Genomic DNA, 19,336 nt, shown 5'->3' on the forward strand with positions numbered 1-19,336 from the left:
CTATCTCAGCCCTGTCCAAACAAGGAACGCAAACAGTTTCCGGGGAATTCGCCCCGGGCAGAGAAAGGAAATACATCATGGCTCACACAGCTACATATTCCCGCGACGGCTTTAGCCTGAGCGCCCGCATCGCGAACTTTTTCGAGCGCGTCAAAGAGGCAAATGCCCTGCGTGCTCAGTACGATCAGACTTATTCGGAATTGCAGAGTCTGACAGATCGTGAACTGGACGACATCGGTGTTCGCCGCTGCGATATAAAGGACATCGCTCGGGACCACGTTTATTGTTCGTGACCTTACCGACAACCTGATCAAGAGACGCCTGAGGGCGTCTCTTTTGATTCCGGGGTGCTCTTGGCACAGTCGACAGGAATTTCGCCCCAACCGTTGCGACCTAGCGGGAAATGGGCCAAATACGCGACAGGGCACCTGTCGGCGCCGTAACCAGGAACAACACGAAGGGCCGGAGCCGGTGAAAGAGTATCAGGTTGGCATGCTTTGGATTGAAGGCCCTCTTAGCTTTCTCGAGCAGTTGTGCATCAAATCCTTTCTGGATGTCGGCCAACATGTCCGCCTTTATACTTACGGGCGGGTCACAAACATCCCCGAGGGTGTCGAAGTGCGTGACGCGCGGGAAGTACTGGCGGATGATGAGGTGATCCTACACAAGCGCACGGGCAGTCCCGCGCTGCATTCCGACAAGTTTCGCGTCCAGATGCTGGCGAAAGTGCCGGACATAATCTGGGCCGATACCGACGCATATTGTGTCAAACCCTTTACAACTGAAAACGGTCATTTGCATGGTTGGCTAGCCGCGCACGAAATCAACGGTGGGGTGTTGGCTTTGCCTGCGGACAGCGCAACGCTGTATGATTTGATCGACTACACCAATAATCCTTATCGCATTCCGCATTGGCTGTCGCCCAAGCAACGCCGACCGCTTATTGACATGGCTTTGGCTGGTGAAACGCCACACGCAAGCGATATGCCGTGGGGTATTTGGGGCCCACGCGCCCTGACCTGGCTTTTGAGGGACAATAACGAGGCTCGTTTTTCGCAGCCCCAAGACGTTTTGTACCCTGTAACCTACAGGGCTCGGCGGGCAATGGTACGATCCAACGGAAATGCCGAGCGGTTCCTTACCGAGAACACCATGTCGATCCATTTCTATGGCCGTCGCATGCGTTCGTTCATACTCAATCGGTTCAACGGAATCCCACATCCGGAAAGCATGGTTGGCCGGCTGGTCGAAAAGCATGGGATCGACCCGCACGCAGCACCCTTGCAGAAAAAAGCCGCAACGGAAGACCTTGCCGACGTGTCTGACGAATGACGTATAGGGGCTGCGGGCTTGCCAACTTGTCCCAACAGTCCTATACGCCTGCGGTGGCTTTGCGCCATACGAATCAAAACCAAGAAATGCCGTGTCTGACCCATCACGCTTCGCGGGTCATTTCCGGCTTAGGAGAAGCGAAATGAAACTGAACGAATTGCGCGACAATCCTGGCGCCACACCGAAACGCACCCGCGTTGGCCGTGGTCCGGGTTCCGGCAAAGGTAAAATGGGTGGCCGTGGTATCAAAGGCCAGAAATCCCGTTCGGGTGTGGCCATCAATGGCTATGAAGGCGGTCAGATGCCTTTGTACCAGCGTCTGCCCAAGCGTGGCTTCAACAAGCCGAACCGCAAGGCATTCGCCGTTATCAACCTGGGCCTGATCCAGAAATTCGTCGACGCCGGCAAGCTGGACGCCAAAGCTGCGATCACCGAGGATGCGCTGGTTGCCTCCGGTCTTGTTCGTCGCAAGCTGGACGGTATCCGCGTTCTGGCCAAAGGCGAAATCAGCGCCAAATTGAACCTGGAAGTCACCGGTGCTTCGAAGGCTGCTGTTGAAGCAGTTGAGAAAGCGGGCGGCTCACTTACGGTCACAAAAGCTGCTGCGGCAGAGTAAGCGCTTGTGAGCGGGCCAAGACCCGCTTACATAGACCTCAGAGTTTTCCAAGACGCCGCCCGAGCCGGAAAACGGTTCCGGGCGGTGTTTTCATAAGAGAGACCGATTTATGGTATCAGCAGCAGAACAAATGGCAGCCAACACAAGCTGGTCTGCCCTTGGTAAAGCCACCGATCTGCGCAACCGCATCCTGTTCACGCTTGCATTGCTGATCGTCTATCGTCTGGGCACCTTCATTCCGGTGCCGGGGATTGACGGACAAGCACTGCGCGAGTTCATGGAGCAAGCGGGGCAGGGCATCGGCGGCATGGTTTCGATGTTCACCGGCGGGGCGCTGGGGCGGATGGGTATCTTTGCCCTCGGCATCATGCCTTACATTTCAGCCTCGATCATCGTGCAACTGCTGACATCCATGGTTCCCGCGCTCGAACAGCTCAAAAAAGAGGGCGAGCAGGGGCGCAAGAAAATCAACCAGTACACCCGTTTCGGCACCGTGGCCCTAGCCACTGTTCAGGCCTATGGTCTGGCGGTTTCGCTGGAATCGGGCGATCTGGCCACCGATCCTGGGCTTTTCTTCCGCATGTCGACCATGATCACTCTGGTTGGCGGTACGATGTTCCTGATGTGGCTGGGTGAACAGATCACCGCGCGCGGCATCGGCAACGGTATCTCTCTGATCATCTTCGTCGGCATCATTGCCGAGGTTCCGGCCGCTCTGGCGCAGTTCTTTGCGTCCGGTCGCTCTGGTGCAATCAGCCCCGCCGTGATTATCGGTGTGATCGTCATGGTTATCGTGGTCATCACCTTCGTGGTGTTCATGGAACGCGCGCTGCGTAAGATCCACATTCAATACCCGCGCCGTCAGGCCGGTATGAAGGTATACGAGGGCGGCTCCAGCCACCTGCCAGTCAAGGTGAACCCGGCGGGCGTTATCCCGGCGATTTTTGCCAGCTCTTTGCTGTTGCTGCCGGTAACGATCTCGACCTTCTCTTCGGGTGCCACAAACGGTCCGGTCATGTCGTGGCTGCTGGCCAATTTTGGCCCCGGCCAGCCGCTGTATCTGCTGTTCTTCGCGTCGATGATCGTGTTCTTCGCCTATTTCTACACCTTCAACGTCTCGTTCAAACCGGATGATGTTGCGGACAACCTGAAAAAGCAGAACGGTTTTGTGCCCGGCATTCGCCCCGGCAAGAAAACCGCCGAGTATCTGGAATACGTGGTCAACCGCGTGCTGGTTCTGGGTTCGGCCTATCTGGCGCTGGTATGTCTGCTGCCTGAAATTCTGCGGAACCAATTCGCTATCCCGTTCTACTTCGGCGGCACCTCGGTTCTGATTATCGTCTCTGTGACCATGGACACGATCCAGCAGGTGCAGAGCCATTTGCTGGCGCATCAATACGAAGGGCTTATCGAAAAGTCCCAGCTGCGCGGTAAAAGCAAGAAACGCGGCAGGAAGGGACCCGCTCGTCGATGAACATCATTTTGTTGGGCCCGCCGGGTGCGGGCAAAGGAACGCAAGCGCGTCATCTGGTTGAAACGCGTGGTATGGTGCAACTGAGCACCGGTGACATGCTACGAGAAGCCAAGGACAGCGGGACCGAAATGGGCAACCGCGTCGCCGAGGTGATGGCCAAAGGTGAACTGGTAACCGACGAGATCGTCATCGGCCTGATCCGTGAAAAACTGGAACAAGGTGCCAAGGGCGGTTTCATTTTCGACGGTTTTCCGCGGACGCTGGCACAGGCTGACGCGTTGGGAGATCTGCTGAAAAGCACCGGCGAAACGCTGGATGCGGTCATCGCGATGGAAGTCAACGATGACGCGCTGGTCGAACGGATCACCGCCCGCTCGACCTGTGGAGGCTGCGGCGAGGTCTACAATGACATCACCAAGCCGATCCCTGCCAATGGAAAATGCTCCAACTGTGGCAAGGAAAACGACTTTAAACGCCGCGCAGATGATAATGAGGAAAGCCTCAAGACCCGTCTGATGGAGTACTACAAAAAGACCTCGATGCTGATCGGCTATTACTATGCCAAGGGCAACCTGTCCTGGGTTGACGGCCTGGGTGAAATCGACGCCGTTCAAAACGAGATTTCGCAGGTTTTGGATGGTGGCGTCGACGTCGGAAACGGCTGATCCATTTCTGTCCTTGACCTGAGCGGGAAAAGCCCATATCGACCCCCATCCCTAACGGGAATCACGACCGCATGCGGGATTCGTTCCGGATGCCCCGACCACCTCGAATAATACTGGATCCTCTGGCGTCACTGCCAAGATCGAGTGTTGTGAAAAAAGGTTCCGGAGCTACGGAACCGCAACAAAAAAGGAAAGTGACACGTGGCACGTATTGCCGGCGTAAACATCCCGACTGCAAAGCGGGTACCTATCGCCCTCACATATATCACCGGTATCGGAAACACCTCGGCCAAAGCGATCTGCGAAGCCGTAGGCATCGATGCGACCCGTCGCGTCAATGAACTGTCCGACGCCGAAGTTCTGGCCATCCGCGAACATATCGACGCAAACTTCACCGTTGAAGGTGACCTGCGCCGCGAAGTTCAGATGAACGTCAAGCGCCTGATGGACCTGGGCTGCTACCGCGGTCTGCGTCACCGTCGTAACCTGCCCGTTCGCGGTCAGCGTACCCACACCAATGCTCGTACCCGCAAAGGCCCCGCAAAGGCCATTGCTGGTAAGAAGAAATAAGGAGGGTCTGACTGATGGCACGCGAAAAGACTCGTACCAAGAAAAAAGAGCGCAAGAATATCGCATCGGGCGTTGCCCACGTGAATTCGACCTTCAACAACACCAAGATCCTGATCTCGGACGTGCAAGGCAACGCCATTGCATGGTCTTCGGCAGGAACCATGGGTTTCAAAGGTTCGCGTAAATCGACACCTTACGCCGCTCAGATGGCTGCAGAAGATGCAGGCAAGAAGGCGCAGGATCACGGTGTCAAGACGCTGGAAGTCGAAGTTCAGGGCCCCGGCTCTGGTCGTGAATCGGCTCTGCGCGCGCTGGCTGCTGTGGGCTTCAACATCACGTCGATCCGTGACGTGACACCGATTGCTCACAACGGTTGCCGCCCGCCGAAGCGCCGCCGCGTCTAAGCGATTTTGAATTGAGCTGGGGCTGTGTTTTCACACGGCCCCAGCACGTCATTTTGAACCTCGGGCGTCTGCACCTTGTTGGTCATGGGGCGCGGACAGGAATGGAGGGATTACATGATCCATAAGAATTGGGCTGAATTGATCAAGCCGACACAGCTGGATGGCAAGCCGGGCAACGACCCCGCGCGTCAGGCTACCTTGGTTGCTGAACCGCTGGAGCGTGGCTTTGGTCTGACTCTGGGCAACGCGCTGCGCCGCGTTCTGATGAGCTCGCTGCAAGGAGCGGCCATCACCAGCGTTCAGATCGACAACGTATTGCACGAGTTCTCGAGCGTCGCTGGCGTTCGCGAAGACGTCACTGACATCATCCTGAACCTCAAGCAGGTTGCCCTGCGCATGGAAGTCGAAGGCCCCAAGCGCCTGTCGATCAATGCCAAAGGCCCTGCAGTTGTTACCGCAGGTGACATCAGCGAAAGCGCTGGTATCGAGGTTCTGAACCGCGATCACGTCATTTGTCACCTGGACGATGGCGCCGACCTATTCATGGAACTGACCGTCAACACCGGTAAGGGCTATGTTTCGGCTGAGAAGAACAAGCCGGAAGACGCGCCTATCGGTCTGATCCCGATCGACGCGATCTATTCGCCGGTCAAAAAGGTTGCCTATGACGTTCAACCGACCCGTGAAGGTCAGGTTCTGGACTATGACAAGCTGACACTGAAGATCGAAACCGATGGTTCGATCACGCCGGAAGATGCGCTGGCTTTCGCCGCACGCATCCTGCAGGATCAGCTGTCAATCTTCGTCAACTTCGACGAGCCCGAAGCGGCTGGTCGCCAGGACGAAGACGATGGTCTGGAGTTCAACCCGCTGCTGCTGAAAAAAGTAGACGAGCTGGAACTGTCGGTCCGTTCGGCAAACTGCCTGAAGAACGACAACATCGTTTATATCGGCGACCTGATCCAGAAAACCGAAGCCGAGATGCTGCGCACCCCGAACTTCGGCCGCAAATCGCTGAACGAGATCAAGGAAGTGCTGTCCGGCATGGGTCTGCACCTCGGTATGGATGTCGAGGACTGGCCGCCCGACAACATCGAAGATCTGGCAAAGAAATTCGAAGACGCGTTCTAAACGCGTCTTCCCAAATGCCCGGGTTTCCGGGGACAAAATGGGCAGATCCGCCCCAAGGAGAGCCGGTGACACGCATCGCCGGCCAGACAAAGCAAAACGCTGAAGAAGGAACTAGAAAATGCGTCACGCACGTGGTTACCGCCGCCTGAACCGTACTCATGAGCACCGTAAGGCTCTGTTTGCAAACATGGCTGGCTCGCTCATCGAACATGAGCAGATCAAAACAACTCTGCCCAAGGCAAAAGAACTGCGCCCGATCATCGAAAAGCTGGTCACTCTGGGCAAGCGCGGCGACCTGCACGCCCGCCGTCAGGCCGCATCGCAGCTGAAAGAAGACAAAGACGTCGCAAAGCTGTTCGAAATTCTGGGCCCCCGCTACGCCGAGCGTCAGGGCGGTTATGTCCGTATCCTGAAAGCAGGCTTCCGCTATGGCGACATGGCCCCAATGGCGATCATCGAATTCGTTGATCGTGATCTGGACGCCAAAGGCGCGGCTGACAAAGCCCGCGTTGCCGCCGAAGAGGCCGCAGACGAAGAATAAGAAAGCCCGGCTTTCTGAATTCAAACCCCCGCGTTTCGGACGCGGGGGTTTTTTCTTTTTGGTCCCTTGGTGTCGCGGTTAGGGCATTTTCGGCGATATCCGTTGATGAATCCCCGAACCTCACGGATCATGCTGCAAGATGAGCGTGGAGGACGGATGATGGCAATCCCAACTAAATTACCGAACGAACTCACGGGTCCGTCTGTGTGGACCGGTCGGGACATGCGTGCGCGTCGGAGTGAATGGATCAATGATCTGACGGGGGACGACATCGAGGATCTTGAACAAGCTGCCCGTCACTACCTGAGCCTCGAAAGAGATATCGGTGAGATCACAAAGCCCGCTTTCCCCCTAAAGCGGTTTGACCGGCATCTGGCAAGCCTGCGAGAGAAGCTGATCAACGGGATCGGTTTCGAAGTGATCCGTGGCCTTCCGGTGCAGAATTATTCGCAACAGGTCGCGGCCACGATTTTCTGCGGCGTGGGTGCTCATCTTGGCTCGGCCCGGTCACAGAACGCGCAAGGACACATTCTGGGGCATGTTCGCGACATCGGTGCAGATGCGAACGATCCGAATACCCGGATCTATCAAACGCATGAGCGCCAGACATTTCACACCGACAGCGCCGATATCGTCGGCCTGCTGTGCCTGCGCGAGGCTAAGGAGGGCGGAGATTCGCTGCTGGTCAGTGCCGAGACGATCTTTAATAGGATGCGGTCAGAATGCCCGGAATTGCTGGAACGGTTGTTTGACCCAATAGCGACCGACCGGCGCGGGGAAGTACCAGACGGCATGGAACCTTTTATGTCGATCCCGCCGTTTTCCTGGCACGATGGTAAGCTGACGGTGTTTTACCAAAGACAGTATATCGACAGTGCGCAACGATTTCCTGAAGCGATGCGGCTGACTCCGGATCACATTGAGGCGCTGGACCGGTTTGATGAGCTGGCGAATGATCCCGACCTCTGTCTTTCTATGCGGCTGCAACCGGGCGACATGCAGTTCGTGTACAACCATTCGCAACTGCACGACCGGACCGGGTTCGTGGACTGGCCTGACCCGGTAGAGCGCCGCCATTTGCTGAGGCTTTGGCTGTCGCCGGAAGGAGATCGCGAATTGCCCGAAGTTTTCAGGCAACGTTACGGCACCATCGAGGTGGGCAAGCGCGGCGGGATCATCACGGAAGGCACGCGGCTGCACGCTCCGTTGGATTGAGGCCTCTAACGCGCAGAACGGATGCTTGCATTACGGCACGTGTAGACGCATATCCGATAGGCGATTAACCGACGGATGGATCATGCGGAAAGTTCTCTGTGCTCTGATGCTGGCGACACTTGCAGTGTCAGCAAATGCTGAAACAAAGGTGCCAACATCGCAGGCCGAAATCAGCCTGGGTTTCGCCCCGGTGGTGAAGCAGGCCTCACCCGCAGTCGTCAATATCTATGCTAAGATCGTAAGACAGGGCGGGGCCAATCCGTTTTTCTCGGACCCGTTTTTTGAAGAGTTCTTTGGCAGGGGATTTGCCGAACCGCGCCCACGTGTACAGAATTCACTGGGATCTGGCGTCATTCTGTCAGAAGACGGTTATGTGGTGTCGAACTATCACGTTGTTGGCACGGCTACCGAAATCCGCGTGGTGACAACCGATCGACGCGAATTTTCAGCGCAAGTGGTGCTGGGCGACAAGGAAAGCGATATTGCCATCCTGCGGTTGGAAGACGCCAAGGATTTGCCGCATCTGAACTTCCGCGATTCCGACCAGATCGAGGTAGGGGAACTGGCGCTTGCGATCGGTAATCCGTTTGGTGTGGGACAAACCGTATCTTCCGGGATCATCTCCGGATTGGCGCGGACCGGGACGGCCACCGGCAACGCGCGTGGGTACTTTATTCAAACCGATGCTGCGATCAATCCGGGCAATTCCGGCGGGGCGCTGATCGACGTGAATGGCGATCTGATCGGGATAAACACTTCAATCCTGACGCAATCCGGCGGCTCCAACGGCATCGGGTTTGCGATCCCGGCCAATCTGGTTGCCGAATTTTTGCGCCAGGCCAAGGCCGGGAATGAAAGCTTTGTCAGCCCTTGGGCCGGGGTCGCTGGTCAGCACATGAGTGCGGATATCGCCGAATCTTTGGGGTTGGTATTCCCTATGGGTGTTGTGATCTCGGACCTGCACGCCCTGAGTCCGCTGGGTGAGGCAGGGCTGCGCGTGGGGGACGTGGTAACCCATGTTGATGGGGATGAGGTGAATTCCCCGGCCGAGATGAAGTTCCGCATGTCCGTCGCCGGCGTTGGTGGCACTTCGGTGCTGACCCGGCTGCGGGGTCACGACAGTGCGGATATCGAGGTTGCCCTGATCAAGGTCCCGGAAACTCCACCGGCTGATGAAACCGTTCTGAACGATAACACCGTGATGCCGGGCCTGAAGGTGTCGCGCATCAACCCGGCGATCATTACCCAGATGGGGCTGTTGCTGTCGCAAACTGGCGTCGTGATTGTGGATGCAGGCCGGTACGGAGGACGATCCGGATTGCGCGCGGGTGACGTGGTCCTAAGCATCAACGGAACGGAAGTCCGGCATCCTGTGGACGTGGTGGATGCGATGACCGATCCGGGGCGCAGATTGAATTTGGATGTTCTGCGGGGCGGACGGGCCGTATCTTTGCGGTTCCGGCTGTAACCGCATGAGCGATCTGTTCGATACCGGGGCGAGCGAGCCTGCACCATCCCCGCACCGCCCGTTGGCGGACCGGCTGCGCCCGCAGTCGTTGGCCGAGGTCATCGGACAACAGCAGGTACTGGGACCGGATGCTCCGCTGGGGGTCATGCTGGCCTCGGGCAGTCTGTCCAGTTTGGTTTTTTGGGGCCCGCCGGGCGTTGGGAAAACCACCATTGCACGCTTGCTGGCGCAGGAAACCGATCTGCATTTCGTTCAGATCAGTGCGATTTTTACTGGCGTGCCGGACCTGAAGAAAGTGTTTGAGGCGGCCAAGATCCGTCGGCAGAACGGGCAGGGCACGTTGCTGTTTGTCGATGAAATCCACCGCTTCAACAAAGCGCAGCAGGACGGGTTCCTGCCTCACATGGAGGATGGGACGATCCTGCTGGTCGGGGCCACGACCGAGAACCCGTCCTTTGAACTGAACGCCGCTGTGCTTAGCCGAGCACAGGTTCTTGTCCTTGAACGGCTCAGCCTCGGCGACCTTGAACGTCTGACACAGCGCGCAGAGAAAGAGCTGGACCGCGCCCTGCCGCTGACGGGCAATGCCCGCGAAGCTCTGCAGGAGATGGCGGATGGCGACGGGCGCGCGCTGTTGAATCTGATCGAACAGGTTGCGGCTTGGAAGGTGGATGCACCGCTGGACCCTTATGCGTTGTCGACAAGATTGATGCGCCGCGCGGCCAAATACGACAAATCCGGGGACGAGCATTACAATTTGATCTCGGCCCTGCATAAGTCCGTGCGCGGATCTGACCCGGATGCGGCGCTTTACTGGTTTGCGCGGATGCTGACGGGTGGGGAGGATCCGCGCTATCTGGCGCGGCGGATCACGCGGATGGCGGTCGAAGACATTGGTCTTGCCGATCCGCAGGCGCAGACGATCTGCCTGCACGCGTGGGAAACTTACGAACGCTTGGGTAGCCCCGAGGGTGAATTGGCCATAGCGCAGGCGCTGGTTTATCTGGCCTTGGCCCCAAAATCGAACGGTGCCTATGTCGGGTACAAGGCGGCGATGCGATTGGCCAAGCAGTCAGGCAGCGAACCCCCGCCAAAACACATCCTGAACGCGCCGACATCGTTGATGAAAGATCAGGGCTATGGCACGGGATATGCCTATGACCATGACGCCGAAGACGGCTTTTCCGGACAAAACTATTTCCCCGACGGCATGAAGCGGCCGGAATTGTATAAACCCGTGGAGCGTGGGTTCGAGCGTGACTTGAAGAAGCGTCTGAACTACTTCGCCAAGCTGCGGGCACAGAGGAACGAGTAGCACACCGCTGCGTGATGCGTTGAAGAACGAATGCGCAAACGACCAAGAGGTGATCCGACGCCGAGACAACGCAGGCGCCTGAGTTTCCCGGGCATTTGATCGGCTTGACTCTTGGCCTTTTGCACGGCACAGACGCGCATGTTTTCTAGGGCACTTACACACTTGTTTGGCGGGCGGATAATCCGCGCGACGCAGAGGATATCGGCATGAGCGGCGTACAGATGATCACCGTGGCAGAGGGTGACGGCGACCAGCGGCTGGATCGGTGGCTGCGCCGCCTGTTCCCGCATGTCAGCCAGGGCCGCATCGAAAAGATGTGCCGCAAAGGTGAGGTGCGTGTTGAAGGCGGGCGGGTCAAAGCCTCGACCCGGCTTGAGGTCGGGCAGGTCGTGCGCGTGCCACCCTTGCCGGATGCTGATCACAAGCCGGCTGCAGTCAAACGAGGCATCTCAGATGCCGACGCCAAGATGATCCAGTCTTGCGTGATCTATCGCGACGATCATGTTCTGGCCCTGAACAAGCCACAAGGTCTTCCAGTGCAGGGCGGCAGCGGCCAGACCCGCCACGTTGACGGTCTGTCCGAGGCGTTGCGCTTTGGCTATGACGAAAATCCGCGCCTCGTGCACCGCTTGGACAAGGACACATCGGGTGTATTGCTGATGGCCCGCACCCGCGAGGCCGCCAAGGGGCTGACAGCTGCCTTCCGGCATCGCGATACACGCAAGATCTATTGGGCGCTGGTTGCTGGCGTGCCGACCCCGTACCTGGGCGAGATCAAGACCGGACTGGTCAAGGCATCCGGTCACGGTAAACAGGGTGAGGGCGAGAAGATGATCGCCGTACATCTGAACGAAATCAACGACACGCCGGGCGCGAAACGGGCGCATACGCTGTATGCAACGCTATATCGCGTGGCTGGGCGCGCCTCGTGGGTTGCGATGGAGCCGATCACCGGCCGTACGCACCAGCTGAGGGTGCATATGGCGGCGATCGGTCACCCAATCGTTGGCGATGGCAAATACGGTGGCTCGGGGCAGGAAAATATGGGGGACGGTTGGGGCGCGCAACTGGGCGGGGTCATCAGCAAGAAGCTGCACCTGCACGCGCGGCAGGCCTCATTCCAGCATCCGGTCACGCGCAAGACCATAACCGTCAAAGCTCCGCTGCCTGAGCATATGAAACACAGCTGGGACACGTTCGGCTGGACCGAGGATCTGGCCGCGGAAGACCCGTTCGAGGAACTGCAATGAGCGCACCCTTGCGTTTGGTGCTTTTTGATGTGGACGGAACCCTTGTCGACAGCCAGGGCAGCATTGTCGCGGCGATGACCGCCAGTTTTGGGGCACTGTCCCTAGCGGTTCCCGATCGCGAGGCGATTTTGTCCATCGTCGGTCTGTCCTTGCCCAACGCCATGGCCCGGCTTGCGCCCGAGCAGAGCGAAACGGTTCAACACAATCTGGTTGAGGGCTACAAACAGGCCTATCACGCAAATCGTTTGGAGCAGGGGGCCGCAAGCTCACCGCTCTATCCCGGTGCGCGGGGCGCAATCGAAACCCTGCATGACATCCCCGAGGTGCTGCTGGGTGTGGCCACCGGAAAATCCCAACGCGGTCTGGATGCCTTGATCGAAGCACATGACCTGGAGCGCTATTTCGTGACCCGGCAGGTTGCGGACCATCACCCCTCGAAACCGCATCCGTCGATGATCGACACGGCCCGTTCTGAAACCGGCGTTGATGCGGCAGATACGGTGATGATTGGCGATACCCGGTTCGACATGGATATGGCGCGGGCTGCCGGAGTAACAGGCATCGGCGTATCCTGGGGATATCATGACCGATCAGCCCTGAACGGCGCGGCCTGTATAATTGAAAATTTTGACCAGTTGCCCCGTGCGCTGGATAATATCTGGACCTGAAGACATGAGTGACTGGAAGCCCAAGCGATTTTGGACCGCAAGCACGGTTGTCCCAGCGGAAAACGGATACACCGTCGAATTGGACGGTCGCCGGGTCAAGACCCCGGCCAAGGCCGCATTGATCCTGCCGACGCAGGCAATGGCCGACGCGGTTGCTGCAGAATGGGATGCGCAGGAAAAAGAGGTCGATCCGACCCTGATGCCGTTTACCCGGTCTGCAAATGCGGCCATCGACAAAGTGCGTCATCAGCACGCCGAGGTTGCGGACATGCTGGCCGATTACGGCGATTCGGATTTGTTGTGTTACCGGGCGACACACCCGCAAACGTTGCAGCAGCGACAGGCAGATCAGTGGGACCCGGCCCTGGATTGGGCAGCTGAAACCCTAGCCGCGCGATTGGTTCCTGTGGTTGGTGTGCTGCATCAGCCACAGTCTGCAGATGCGCTCAGCACACTTCGAGGCCGCGTACACGAATTCAACGACTTCCAGCTCGCCGCCTTTCACGATCTGGTCAGCCTGTCCGGCTCACTGGTACTGGGATTTGCCGCCGCCATGGACTGGCGCGCGGCGGACGAAATCTGGGACATCTCAAGGCTCGACGAGGCCTGGCAAACCGAACAGTGGGGCCACGATGACGAGGCGCACGCGGTTGCCGAGATCAAAAAAACTGCGTTTCTACACGCTAAACGGTTTATTGAAATCTCTATCTGAGCCTATTGGGCATCAAATTTTGACACAGATCCGGTCATCGCTGAGTTGACTCATCGTTTTCCCTGATCCGACCCTTGACGTTTGTTTATGAATGCGAGCAAACTCATGCCCACTAAAGGGGAGACACCTTTGGAGTAACCTTTCTGGTGCCAGAGGTGCCGGACAGAGCCGTCCCGGAATAGGGGCGGGTAAACAGGAAGAGGTAAAAATGAAAAAATCCGTAATTTTGGGCGTGGCCACAGTTGCCGGTCTGGCTGCTGCGGCAGCGACAGCGGGCACTGTTGACGACGTCAAAGCGCGCGGCAAGCTGAACTGTGGCGTGTCCTCGGGACTGGCCGGCTTTTCGCTGCCTGACGCGAATGGCGAATGGCAAGGTTTTGACGTCGCCGTCTGCCGTGCCGTCGCCGCAGCCGTTCTGGGCGATTCCAGCGCTGTCGAGTTTGTGCCGACCACCGGTAAGACGCGCTTTACTGCGCTGGCTTCGGGTGAGATCGACATGTTGGCACGTAACACCACATGGACCTTCAGCCGCGATGTCGACCTCAAGTTCGAATTTGCTGGCGTCAACTACTATGACGGCCAGGGTTTCATGGTTCCAAAAGCACTGGGCGTAAGCTCGGCCAAGGAACTGGACGGCGCGACCGTCTGCATCCAAACCGGCACCACCACCGAGCTGAACCTGGCCGATTTCTTCCGTGCCAACAACATCAGCTACGAGCCGGTTCCGATCGAAACCAACGCCGAAGCGCAACAGCAGTATCTGGCTGGCGCATGTGACGTTTACACCACCGACGCATCGGGCCTGGCTGCAACCCGCGCCACGTTCGAAAACCCCGGTGATCACGTCCTGCTGCCTGAAATCATCTCGAAAGAGCCGCTGGGCCCGCTGGTCCGTCATGGCGATCACGAGTGGGGCGACGTTGTCCGCTGGACTCTGAACGCGCTGGTTTCGGCTGAAGAGCTGGGCGTGACCTCGGCAAACATCGACGAGCTGAGCGCTGGCACCGACAATCCGGAAGTGAACCGTCTGCTGGGTACCGAAGGTACTCTGGGTGAGATGCTGGGTCTGAACGCAGATTGGGCAGCAAGCGCAATCAAGGCGGGTGGTAACTATGGCGAAGTGTTTGCCAAGAACATCGGTGAAGAAACTCCGATTGGTCTTGCGCGCGGCCTGAATGCCCAGTGGACCGATGGTGGTCTGCTGTATTCGCCGCCGTTCCGCTAAAATCCACGGGAAAGGGCGCGGGGCAACCTGCGCCCTTTTTCCATAAATAAGAAACACTCCCGGATGGATTGAGCGAAGATCAACTTCGCCGGCAAAAAACGGGATGCACGGGGAAATTCATAGGTCATGACGACTCTCACTGACCCGCCGAAGGAGCAGTTCCGGCTGTCCATGCTCCTTTACGATACGCGGTACCGATCAGCGACCATTCAGGTCATTGCATTAATCGGTTTCATGCTTCTGGCAGCCTGGATCATCTCAAATACCATTCAAAACCTTGAAGGGTTGGGAAAACCGGTCGAATTCGGTTTTTTTGCAGAATCCGCAAGTTATGACATTAACCAGCGATTGCTGGAATACACCTCACAGGACAGCCATCTTCGCGCCGCGTTCATCGGTTTGCTGAACACGCTTGTTGTTGCGGTTCTCGGGTGTATCACGGCGACGATAGTCGGTGTTTTTGTCGGCGTGCTGCGTCTGTCGAACAACTGGTTGGTCGCGCGCATCATGACCTTCTATGTCGAGATTTTCCGTAACGTGCCTGTCCTGCTTTGGATCGTTTTGGCAATGGCCATTTTGATCGAAGGCTTGCCCGCACCTAATGCGTTCCGAGGTGATAACCCCACGGCAACGATGGATCTGTTCAACACCGTCGCCGTTACCAATCGGGGTGTGTATATCCCGGAGTTCCTGTTCTCGCGTAGTTTGGGCGACATTCACTTGTTCGGAACATCAAGCCTTCGGTTTGATATTTCGCTGGATCTGGTCGCGTTTCTGGTCGTTCTGGGTGGCAGCATCTTTACCATGCGCAAAGTGTCCGCCTGGGCCGCCGCCAAACAGGAATCAACCGGCGACCGTCCTAAGATCTGGCATATCCAGCTGGGCATTCTGTTCGTCCCGATGATCATACTGATGACTGCACTGGGCTTACACCTTGGATACCCGGAATTGAAAGGATTCAATTTCAGAGGCGGCACGCATATGCGCAACTCTCTGATCGCGCTATGGCTGGCTTTGTCGCTATATACGGCGGCCTTCATCGCCGAGATCGTACGCGCCGGCATTCTGGCTATTTCCAAGGGTCAGACCGAAGCTGCGTCTGCGCTGGGCTTGCGTCCGGGTCGCACCATGCGGCTGGTTATCCTGCCTCAGGCGCTGCGTGTGATCATCCCGCCGATGATCTCGAACTATCTGAACCTGACCAAGAACTCGTCACTGGCGATTGCGGTCGGATACATGGACATCACGGGGACCCTGGGTGGCATCACCATGAACCAGACCGGCCGCGAGCTGGAATGCGTTCTGCTGCTGATGCTGGTCTATCTGGCCATCTCGCTGAGCATTTCAGCGGTGATGAACTGGTACAACAACCGTGTCAAACTGGTGGAGCGGTAATATGAGTGATGTTTCATTTGTCCGCACGGAAATGTTGCCGGAACAAGCCCCGCCAGCGTCCGAAGTCGGAGCAATCGGCTGGATCAGGCACAATCTGTTCTCAGGCTGGTTTAACTCGATCCTGACGTTGGTTTCGCTTTACGCGATCTGGTACGTGTTGTCGGGCGTTCTGCCATGGATCTTTCAGTCCGTCTGGAACGCCAACTCGCTGAACGAATGCCGCGAGATCATGATCGCCACCTGGGGTTCAACCCATGGCCATGCCTGCTGGGCGGTGATCAATGACCGTTGGCTGCAGTTGCTGTTCGGGTTCTACCCGAGCCACCTGTACTGGCGTCCGATTGTATCGCTGATCCTGCTGTTGGTCGCATTGGCGCCGGTCCTGTACTCGGATCGTGTGCCGTCCAAGATGCTGATCGTCACGGCGATCTATCCGTTCCTGATGCCATTCCTGATGTGGGGCGGCACCATTTGGGGACCGATCGCGGCAGCGTTGGGATTTGTTGTCGGCTGGGGTGCCTACACCCTTGTCAGCAAACAACTGAGCGGTCTGTTTGGCATGATTGCGGGTGTCGCAGCGTCGGTTATCTGGTGGCTGGTTCTGTCCAGCTATTTCGTCGGTGCCCTGGACTCGATCCTGCCAATCGGTATCGAAGCCGTCCAAAGCCGCCAGTTCGGTGGCTTCATGCTGGCGATCCTGCTGGGTGTCGTGGCCATTGGTGTCTCGTTGCCGATCGGAATTGTTCTGGCGCTGGGCCGTCAGTCCGACCTGATGATCGTCAAGTACCTGTGCGTGGGCTTTATCGAGTTCATCCGCGGTGTGCCGCTGATCACGCTGTTGTTCGTGGCCTCGCTGCTGCTGAACCTGTTCCTGCCGCCGGGCACCAACTTTGACATCATCCTGCGGGTGATGATCATGATGACCCTGTTCTCAGCCGCCTATATGGCCGAGGTGATCCGGGGTGGTCTGGCTGCCCTGCCACGGGGTCAGTATGAAGGTGCCGACAGTCTCGGCCTGAACTACTGGCAAGCACAGCGACTGATCATCATGCCGCAAGCCCTGAAAATCTCAATTCCGGGCATCGTGAGCACATTCATCGGGATCTTCAAAGATACCACACTGGTGTCGATCATCGGATTGTTCGACGTGATCGGACTGGCATCTGCCATCCGCGCCGACACCGCCTGGAACGGCATCTACTGGGAACTGTTCGCGTTCATCGCGGCGCTGTTCTTCGTCGTCTGCTTCTCCATGTCCCGTTACTCCATGTATCTGGAGCGCAAGCTTCAAACTGGCCACCATTAAGGAGTTCAACATATGTCTGAACTTGCAATTGACCGTCAAATCGATCGCTCGAAGATGCAGGTGAGCGACGAGGTCGCCATCGAAATCAACAATATGAACAAGTGGTACGGATCTTTCCACGTGCTGCGCGACATCAACCTGACCGTCAATCAGGGCGAGCGGATTGTTATTGCGGGTCCTTCCGGGTCCGGAAAATCCACATTGATCCGTTGCCTGAACGCGCTGGAGGAACACCAGCAGGGCACGATCATGGTGGATGGGACCGAGCTGTCGAATGACCTCAAGAACATCGACAAGATCCGGTCCGAGGTTGGCATGGTGTTCCAGCACTTCAACCTGTTCCCGCATCTGACCATTCTGGAGAACTGCACGCTGGCCCCAATCTGGGTGCGCAAGACGCCTAAGAAAGAGGCCGAAGAGCGCGCGATGCACTTCCTGGAAAAGGTGAAAATCCCCGAGCAGGCGGATAAGTATCCCGGTCAGCTTTCAGGTGGTCAGCAGCAGCGTGTGGCGATTGCCCGCTCGCTGTGCATGATGCCGCGTATCATGTTGTTCGATGAACCGACATCGGCGCTGGACCCCGAGATGATCAAAGAGGTGCTCGACACCATGATCGAGCTGGCCGAGGAAGGCATGACCATGCTGTGCGTCACGCACGAGATGGGCTTTGCTCGTCAGGTCGCCAACCGCGTGATCTTTATGGATGCCGGTCAGATCGTGGAACAGAACGAACCGGAAGAGTTCTTCAACAACCCGCAGAGCGAGCGAACCAAGCTGTTCCTCAGCCAGATTCTGGGGCACTGAACCCGGTTACCAATTCAGGAAAAGGCGGGGCTTTGGCCTCGCCTTTTTCTATTCCAGCAACTCGCGTGGAGTAACAAACCCCTGCACATCGCCGCTGTGCCACCGGACGCCGGACCAATCCGCAATGTCAAAGCGGATCACAGCTGTTGCACAGGTTGGGTAGTCGTAGAACCGGGCGTGATCCGGCGGGTGCTTAACGATTTGGTTCGCAAAAGCGGCAATGCCGGGATTGTGGCCCAGCATCAAAACGGTTTGTTTCGTCGCGCCCGATAATTCAAGCAGCATATCTGCGGGGTCCGCATGATAAAGCGTTCGGTGAAAGCAAACGCTATCTGCCTGCAGGCCCATCCTCTCCCACGTCTCGCGGGTTCTGACCGAGCTTGAGCTGAGAACTTCGTCCGGCAGCCAGTCGTTTTCACGCAGCCACGCCGCAATCGCCGGGGCCGACCTGCGCCCGCGCTTGTTCAGCGGGCGATCATGATCGGTAAGGGCCGGGCTGTCCCAACTGGATTTCGCGTGGCGTGTCAGGATCAGTGTGCGTGTCATGATGGGTGAAACGCTCTCATGTGATGCGCGGATTGTTCGGGATCACGCCCTGCACCCGAGCTAAGAGGACAGGACAGCCGCACAAGACAACCGCCGGTCATGCAGGTTTGCCCTTCAGGAGTGGACAGGTGTCCCTGGCAGGTCGACACATCATAAAAGTCCCGACTGTTCAGAGCGCCCACCGGGCATGTCTGGGTGCAGGGGGCGGCGCAGGTGATGCAGGGGGACGCGCTAGGTGGTGCGGGTATGGGAATTTCGTTGGTGAAATGCAGCGCACCCCGGAATGAGATCATCATGCCGACCTCATCGTGCACCAAAGCGCCCACCGGGCTGCTGAACGTGCGTCCCGATTTCAATGCCCAATCGATAAAGGGCGTATAGGGCGGGCCGCCAAACGGAAAATAGGCTGTGGCGGATAAGTCCTGTGCCATCTGCCCCACCACACGCAGCGACCAGCGGTCGACCGGATCCTTGCCTTGCCATTCAGGCGAGGATTTCAGGGCAGGCCAGAATGCACCCCCAGCACCTAGCAGGATCAGCGTGCCGCCTTCCAACTGCTTGGCGTCTGTAACGCGAGGGTGCAGCGCGCCCATGATGATCAGGCCAACGTCCTGTGCAGCCTTTTCGATGTCAGCATAGCTATGCGCTGCCGGGTCAGAGGAGGGGTGATGGCGTTTGGTCATGTCTCCTCCGCCAAAG

At 57.7% G+C, this 19,336-nt stretch carries 21 protein-coding genes; 19 read left to right on the plus strand and 2 right to left on the minus strand.

Annotation, left to right across the window (positions count from 1 at the left end):
* The first annotated feature begins 77 nt into the window (after positions 1-77).
* The 19 genes from AC2FD9_RS12835 (at position 78) to AC2FD9_RS12925 (ending at position 18,091) form a co-directional block, all read left to right on the plus strand.
* Positions 78-293: a DUF1127 domain-containing protein gene (locus AC2FD9_RS12835; RefSeq protein ID WP_282120542.1), complete on the plus strand. Its 216-nt coding sequence runs from the start codon at positions 78-80 to the stop codon at positions 291-293.
* A 178-nt stretch (positions 294-471) separates the two neighbouring features.
* Positions 472-1,332 (plus strand): hypothetical protein, encoded by an 861-nt coding sequence (locus tag AC2FD9_RS12840; RefSeq protein WP_496837215.1) that lies wholly within the window; start codon positions 472-474, stop codon positions 1,330-1,332.
* 142 nt (positions 1,333-1,474) lie between these two features.
* Complete coding sequence (rplO, locus tag AC2FD9_RS12845; RefSeq protein ID WP_058272380.1) at positions 1,475-1,948, plus strand: 50S ribosomal protein L15; 474 nt, start codon at positions 1,475-1,477, stop codon at positions 1,946-1,948.
* A 109-nt stretch (positions 1,949-2,057) separates the two neighbouring features.
* Positions 2,058-3,422 (plus strand): preprotein translocase subunit SecY, encoded by a 1,365-nt coding sequence (secY, locus tag AC2FD9_RS12850; RefSeq protein ID WP_058276180.1) that lies wholly within the window; start codon positions 2,058-2,060, stop codon positions 3,420-3,422.
* On the plus strand, positions 3,419-4,087 hold the full coding sequence (locus tag AC2FD9_RS12855) for an adenylate kinase (protein ID WP_496837216.1): 669 nt from the start codon (positions 3,419-3,421) through the stop codon (positions 4,085-4,087). The genes secY and AC2FD9_RS12855 overlap by 4 nt, the downstream gene beginning before the upstream one ends.
* A 201-nt stretch (positions 4,088-4,288) precedes the next feature.
* A complete protein-coding gene (gene rpsM, locus AC2FD9_RS12860; RefSeq protein ID WP_058272383.1) occupies positions 4,289-4,657 on the plus strand; it encodes a 30S ribosomal protein S13 in 369 nt (122 codons plus the stop codon).
* Between the two features lie 14 nt (positions 4,658-4,671).
* Positions 4,672-5,061, plus strand: coding sequence for a 30S ribosomal protein S11 (gene rpsK, locus AC2FD9_RS12865; RefSeq protein WP_037311698.1), 390 nt, complete (start codon positions 4,672-4,674; stop codon positions 5,059-5,061).
* Positions 5,062-5,175: 114 nt separating this feature from the next.
* Entirely contained in the window at positions 5,176-6,192 is a 1,017-nt protein-coding gene (locus AC2FD9_RS12870) for a DNA-directed RNA polymerase subunit alpha (protein WP_058272456.1), read from the plus strand.
* 118 nt (positions 6,193-6,310) lie between these two features.
* Positions 6,311-6,733 carry a 50S ribosomal protein L17 gene (gene rplQ / locus AC2FD9_RS12875; protein WP_058272384.1) on the plus strand — a complete coding sequence of 141 codons (423 nt, stop codon included), beginning with the start codon at positions 6,311-6,313 and terminating at the stop codon, positions 6,731-6,733.
* 159 nt (positions 6,734-6,892) lie between these two features.
* The gene (locus AC2FD9_RS12880; protein WP_496837219.1) at positions 6,893-7,948 is read left to right on the plus strand and encodes a TauD/TfdA family dioxygenase; all 1,056 of its coding nucleotides are present in this window, start codon (positions 6,893-6,895) and stop codon (positions 7,946-7,948) included.
* A gap of 79 nt (positions 7,949-8,027) precedes the next feature.
* Entirely contained in the window at positions 8,028-9,416 is a 1,389-nt protein-coding gene (locus tag AC2FD9_RS12885) for a trypsin-like peptidase domain-containing protein (RefSeq protein ID WP_496837508.1), read from the plus strand.
* Positions 9,417-9,420: 4 nt separating this feature from the next.
* Positions 9,421-10,731 (plus strand): replication-associated recombination protein A, encoded by a 1,311-nt coding sequence (locus AC2FD9_RS12890; RefSeq protein WP_496837221.1) that lies wholly within the window; start codon positions 9,421-9,423, stop codon positions 10,729-10,731.
* Positions 10,732-10,937: 206 nt separating this feature from the next.
* Positions 10,938-11,981 carry an RluA family pseudouridine synthase gene (locus AC2FD9_RS12895; protein WP_496837222.1) on the plus strand — a complete coding sequence of 348 codons (1,044 nt, stop codon included), beginning with the start codon at positions 10,938-10,940 and terminating at the stop codon, positions 11,979-11,981.
* The gene (locus tag AC2FD9_RS12900) at positions 11,978-12,649 is read left to right on the plus strand and encodes an HAD-IA family hydrolase (RefSeq protein WP_496837224.1); all 672 of its coding nucleotides are present in this window, start codon (positions 11,978-11,980) and stop codon (positions 12,647-12,649) included. The genes AC2FD9_RS12895 and AC2FD9_RS12900 overlap by 4 nt, the downstream gene beginning before the upstream one ends.
* 4 nt (positions 12,650-12,653) lie before the next feature.
* Positions 12,654-13,361 (plus strand): ATP12 family chaperone protein, encoded by a 708-nt coding sequence (locus AC2FD9_RS12905; protein WP_496837226.1) that lies wholly within the window; start codon positions 12,654-12,656, stop codon positions 13,359-13,361.
* Positions 13,362-13,569: 208 nt separating this feature from the next.
* Positions 13,570-14,586 (plus strand): amino acid ABC transporter substrate-binding protein, encoded by a 1,017-nt coding sequence (locus AC2FD9_RS12910; protein WP_108861233.1) that lies wholly within the window; start codon positions 13,570-13,572, stop codon positions 14,584-14,586.
* Positions 14,587-14,712: 126 nt separating this feature from the next.
* A complete protein-coding gene (locus tag AC2FD9_RS12915) occupies positions 14,713-15,981 on the plus strand; it encodes an amino acid ABC transporter permease (RefSeq protein WP_282120551.1) in 1,269 nt (422 codons plus the stop codon).
* A 1-nt stretch (position 15,982) separates the two neighbouring features.
* On the plus strand, positions 15,983-17,287 hold the full coding sequence (locus AC2FD9_RS12920) for an amino acid ABC transporter permease (RefSeq protein ID WP_282153886.1): 1,305 nt from the start codon (positions 15,983-15,985) through the stop codon (positions 17,285-17,287).
* A 12-nt stretch (positions 17,288-17,299) separates the two neighbouring features.
* Positions 17,300-18,091 (plus strand): amino acid ABC transporter ATP-binding protein, encoded by a 792-nt coding sequence (locus tag AC2FD9_RS12925; protein WP_058272392.1) that lies wholly within the window; start codon positions 17,300-17,302, stop codon positions 18,089-18,091.
* A 48-nt stretch (positions 18,092-18,139) separates the two neighbouring features.
* Here the strand turns inward: AC2FD9_RS12925 and AC2FD9_RS12930 are convergent, their stop codons facing one another.
* The gene (locus tag AC2FD9_RS12930) at positions 18,140-18,637 is read right to left on the minus strand and encodes a SixA phosphatase family protein (protein WP_496775252.1); all 498 of its coding nucleotides are present in this window, start codon (positions 18,635-18,637) and stop codon (positions 18,140-18,142) included.
* Positions 18,634-19,320 (minus strand): ferredoxin, encoded by a 687-nt coding sequence (locus AC2FD9_RS12935; RefSeq protein WP_496837229.1) that lies wholly within the window; start codon positions 19,318-19,320, stop codon positions 18,634-18,636. The genes AC2FD9_RS12930 and AC2FD9_RS12935 overlap by 4 nt, the downstream gene beginning before the upstream one ends.
* Positions 19,321-19,336 lie beyond the last annotated feature (16 nt).

The sequence above is a fragment of the Ruegeria sp. YTSC230 genome (assembly GCF_059609665.1).

Bases quoted from the DNA above. Each gene is read 5' to 3' on its own strand.
- AC2FD9_RS12835 (WP_282120542.1), top strand. From the start codon at position 78: ATGGCTCACACAGCTACATATTCCCGCGACGGCTTTAGCCTGAGCGCC.
- rplO (WP_058272380.1), top strand. From the start codon at position 1,475: ATGAAACTGAACGAATTGCGCGACAATCCTGGCGCCACACCGAAACGC.
- secY (WP_058276180.1), top strand. From the start codon at position 2,058: ATGGTATCAGCAGCAGAACAAATGGCAGCCAACACAAGCTGGTCTGCC.
- AC2FD9_RS12855 (WP_496837216.1), top strand. From the start codon at position 3,419: ATGAACATCATTTTGTTGGGCCCGCCGGGTGCGGGCAAAGGAACGCAA.
- rpsK (WP_037311698.1), top strand. From the start codon at position 4,672: ATGGCACGCGAAAAGACTCGTACCAAGAAAAAAGAGCGCAAGAATATC.
- AC2FD9_RS12870 (WP_058272456.1), top strand. From the start codon at position 5,176: ATGATCCATAAGAATTGGGCTGAATTGATCAAGCCGACACAGCTGGAT.
- rplQ (WP_058272384.1), top strand. From the start codon at position 6,311: ATGCGTCACGCACGTGGTTACCGCCGCCTGAACCGTACTCATGAGCAC.
- AC2FD9_RS12880 (WP_496837219.1), top strand. From the start codon at position 6,893: ATGGCAATCCCAACTAAATTACCGAACGAACTCACGGGTCCGTCTGTG.
- AC2FD9_RS12890 (WP_496837221.1), top strand. From the start codon at position 9,421: ATGAGCGATCTGTTCGATACCGGGGCGAGCGAGCCTGCACCATCCCCG.
- AC2FD9_RS12895 (WP_496837222.1), top strand. From the start codon at position 10,938: ATGAGCGGCGTACAGATGATCACCGTGGCAGAGGGTGACGGCGACCAG.
- AC2FD9_RS12900 (WP_496837224.1), top strand. From the start codon at position 11,978: ATGAGCGCACCCTTGCGTTTGGTGCTTTTTGATGTGGACGGAACCCTT.
- AC2FD9_RS12905 (WP_496837226.1), top strand. From the start codon at position 12,654: ATGAGTGACTGGAAGCCCAAGCGATTTTGGACCGCAAGCACGGTTGTC.
- AC2FD9_RS12910 (WP_108861233.1), top strand. From the start codon at position 13,570: ATGAAAAAATCCGTAATTTTGGGCGTGGCCACAGTTGCCGGTCTGGCT.
- AC2FD9_RS12915 (WP_282120551.1), top strand. From the start codon at position 14,713: ATGACGACTCTCACTGACCCGCCGAAGGAGCAGTTCCGGCTGTCCATG.
- AC2FD9_RS12920 (WP_282153886.1), top strand. From the start codon at position 15,983: ATGAGTGATGTTTCATTTGTCCGCACGGAAATGTTGCCGGAACAAGCC.
- AC2FD9_RS12925 (WP_058272392.1), top strand. From the start codon at position 17,300: ATGTCTGAACTTGCAATTGACCGTCAAATCGATCGCTCGAAGATGCAG.
- AC2FD9_RS12930 (WP_496775252.1), bottom strand. From the start codon at position 18,637: ATGACACGCACACTGATCCTGACACGCCACGCGAAATCCAGTTGGGAC.
- AC2FD9_RS12935 (WP_496837229.1), bottom strand. From the start codon at position 19,320: ATGACCAAACGCCATCACCCCTCCTCTGACCCGGCAGCGCATAGCTAT.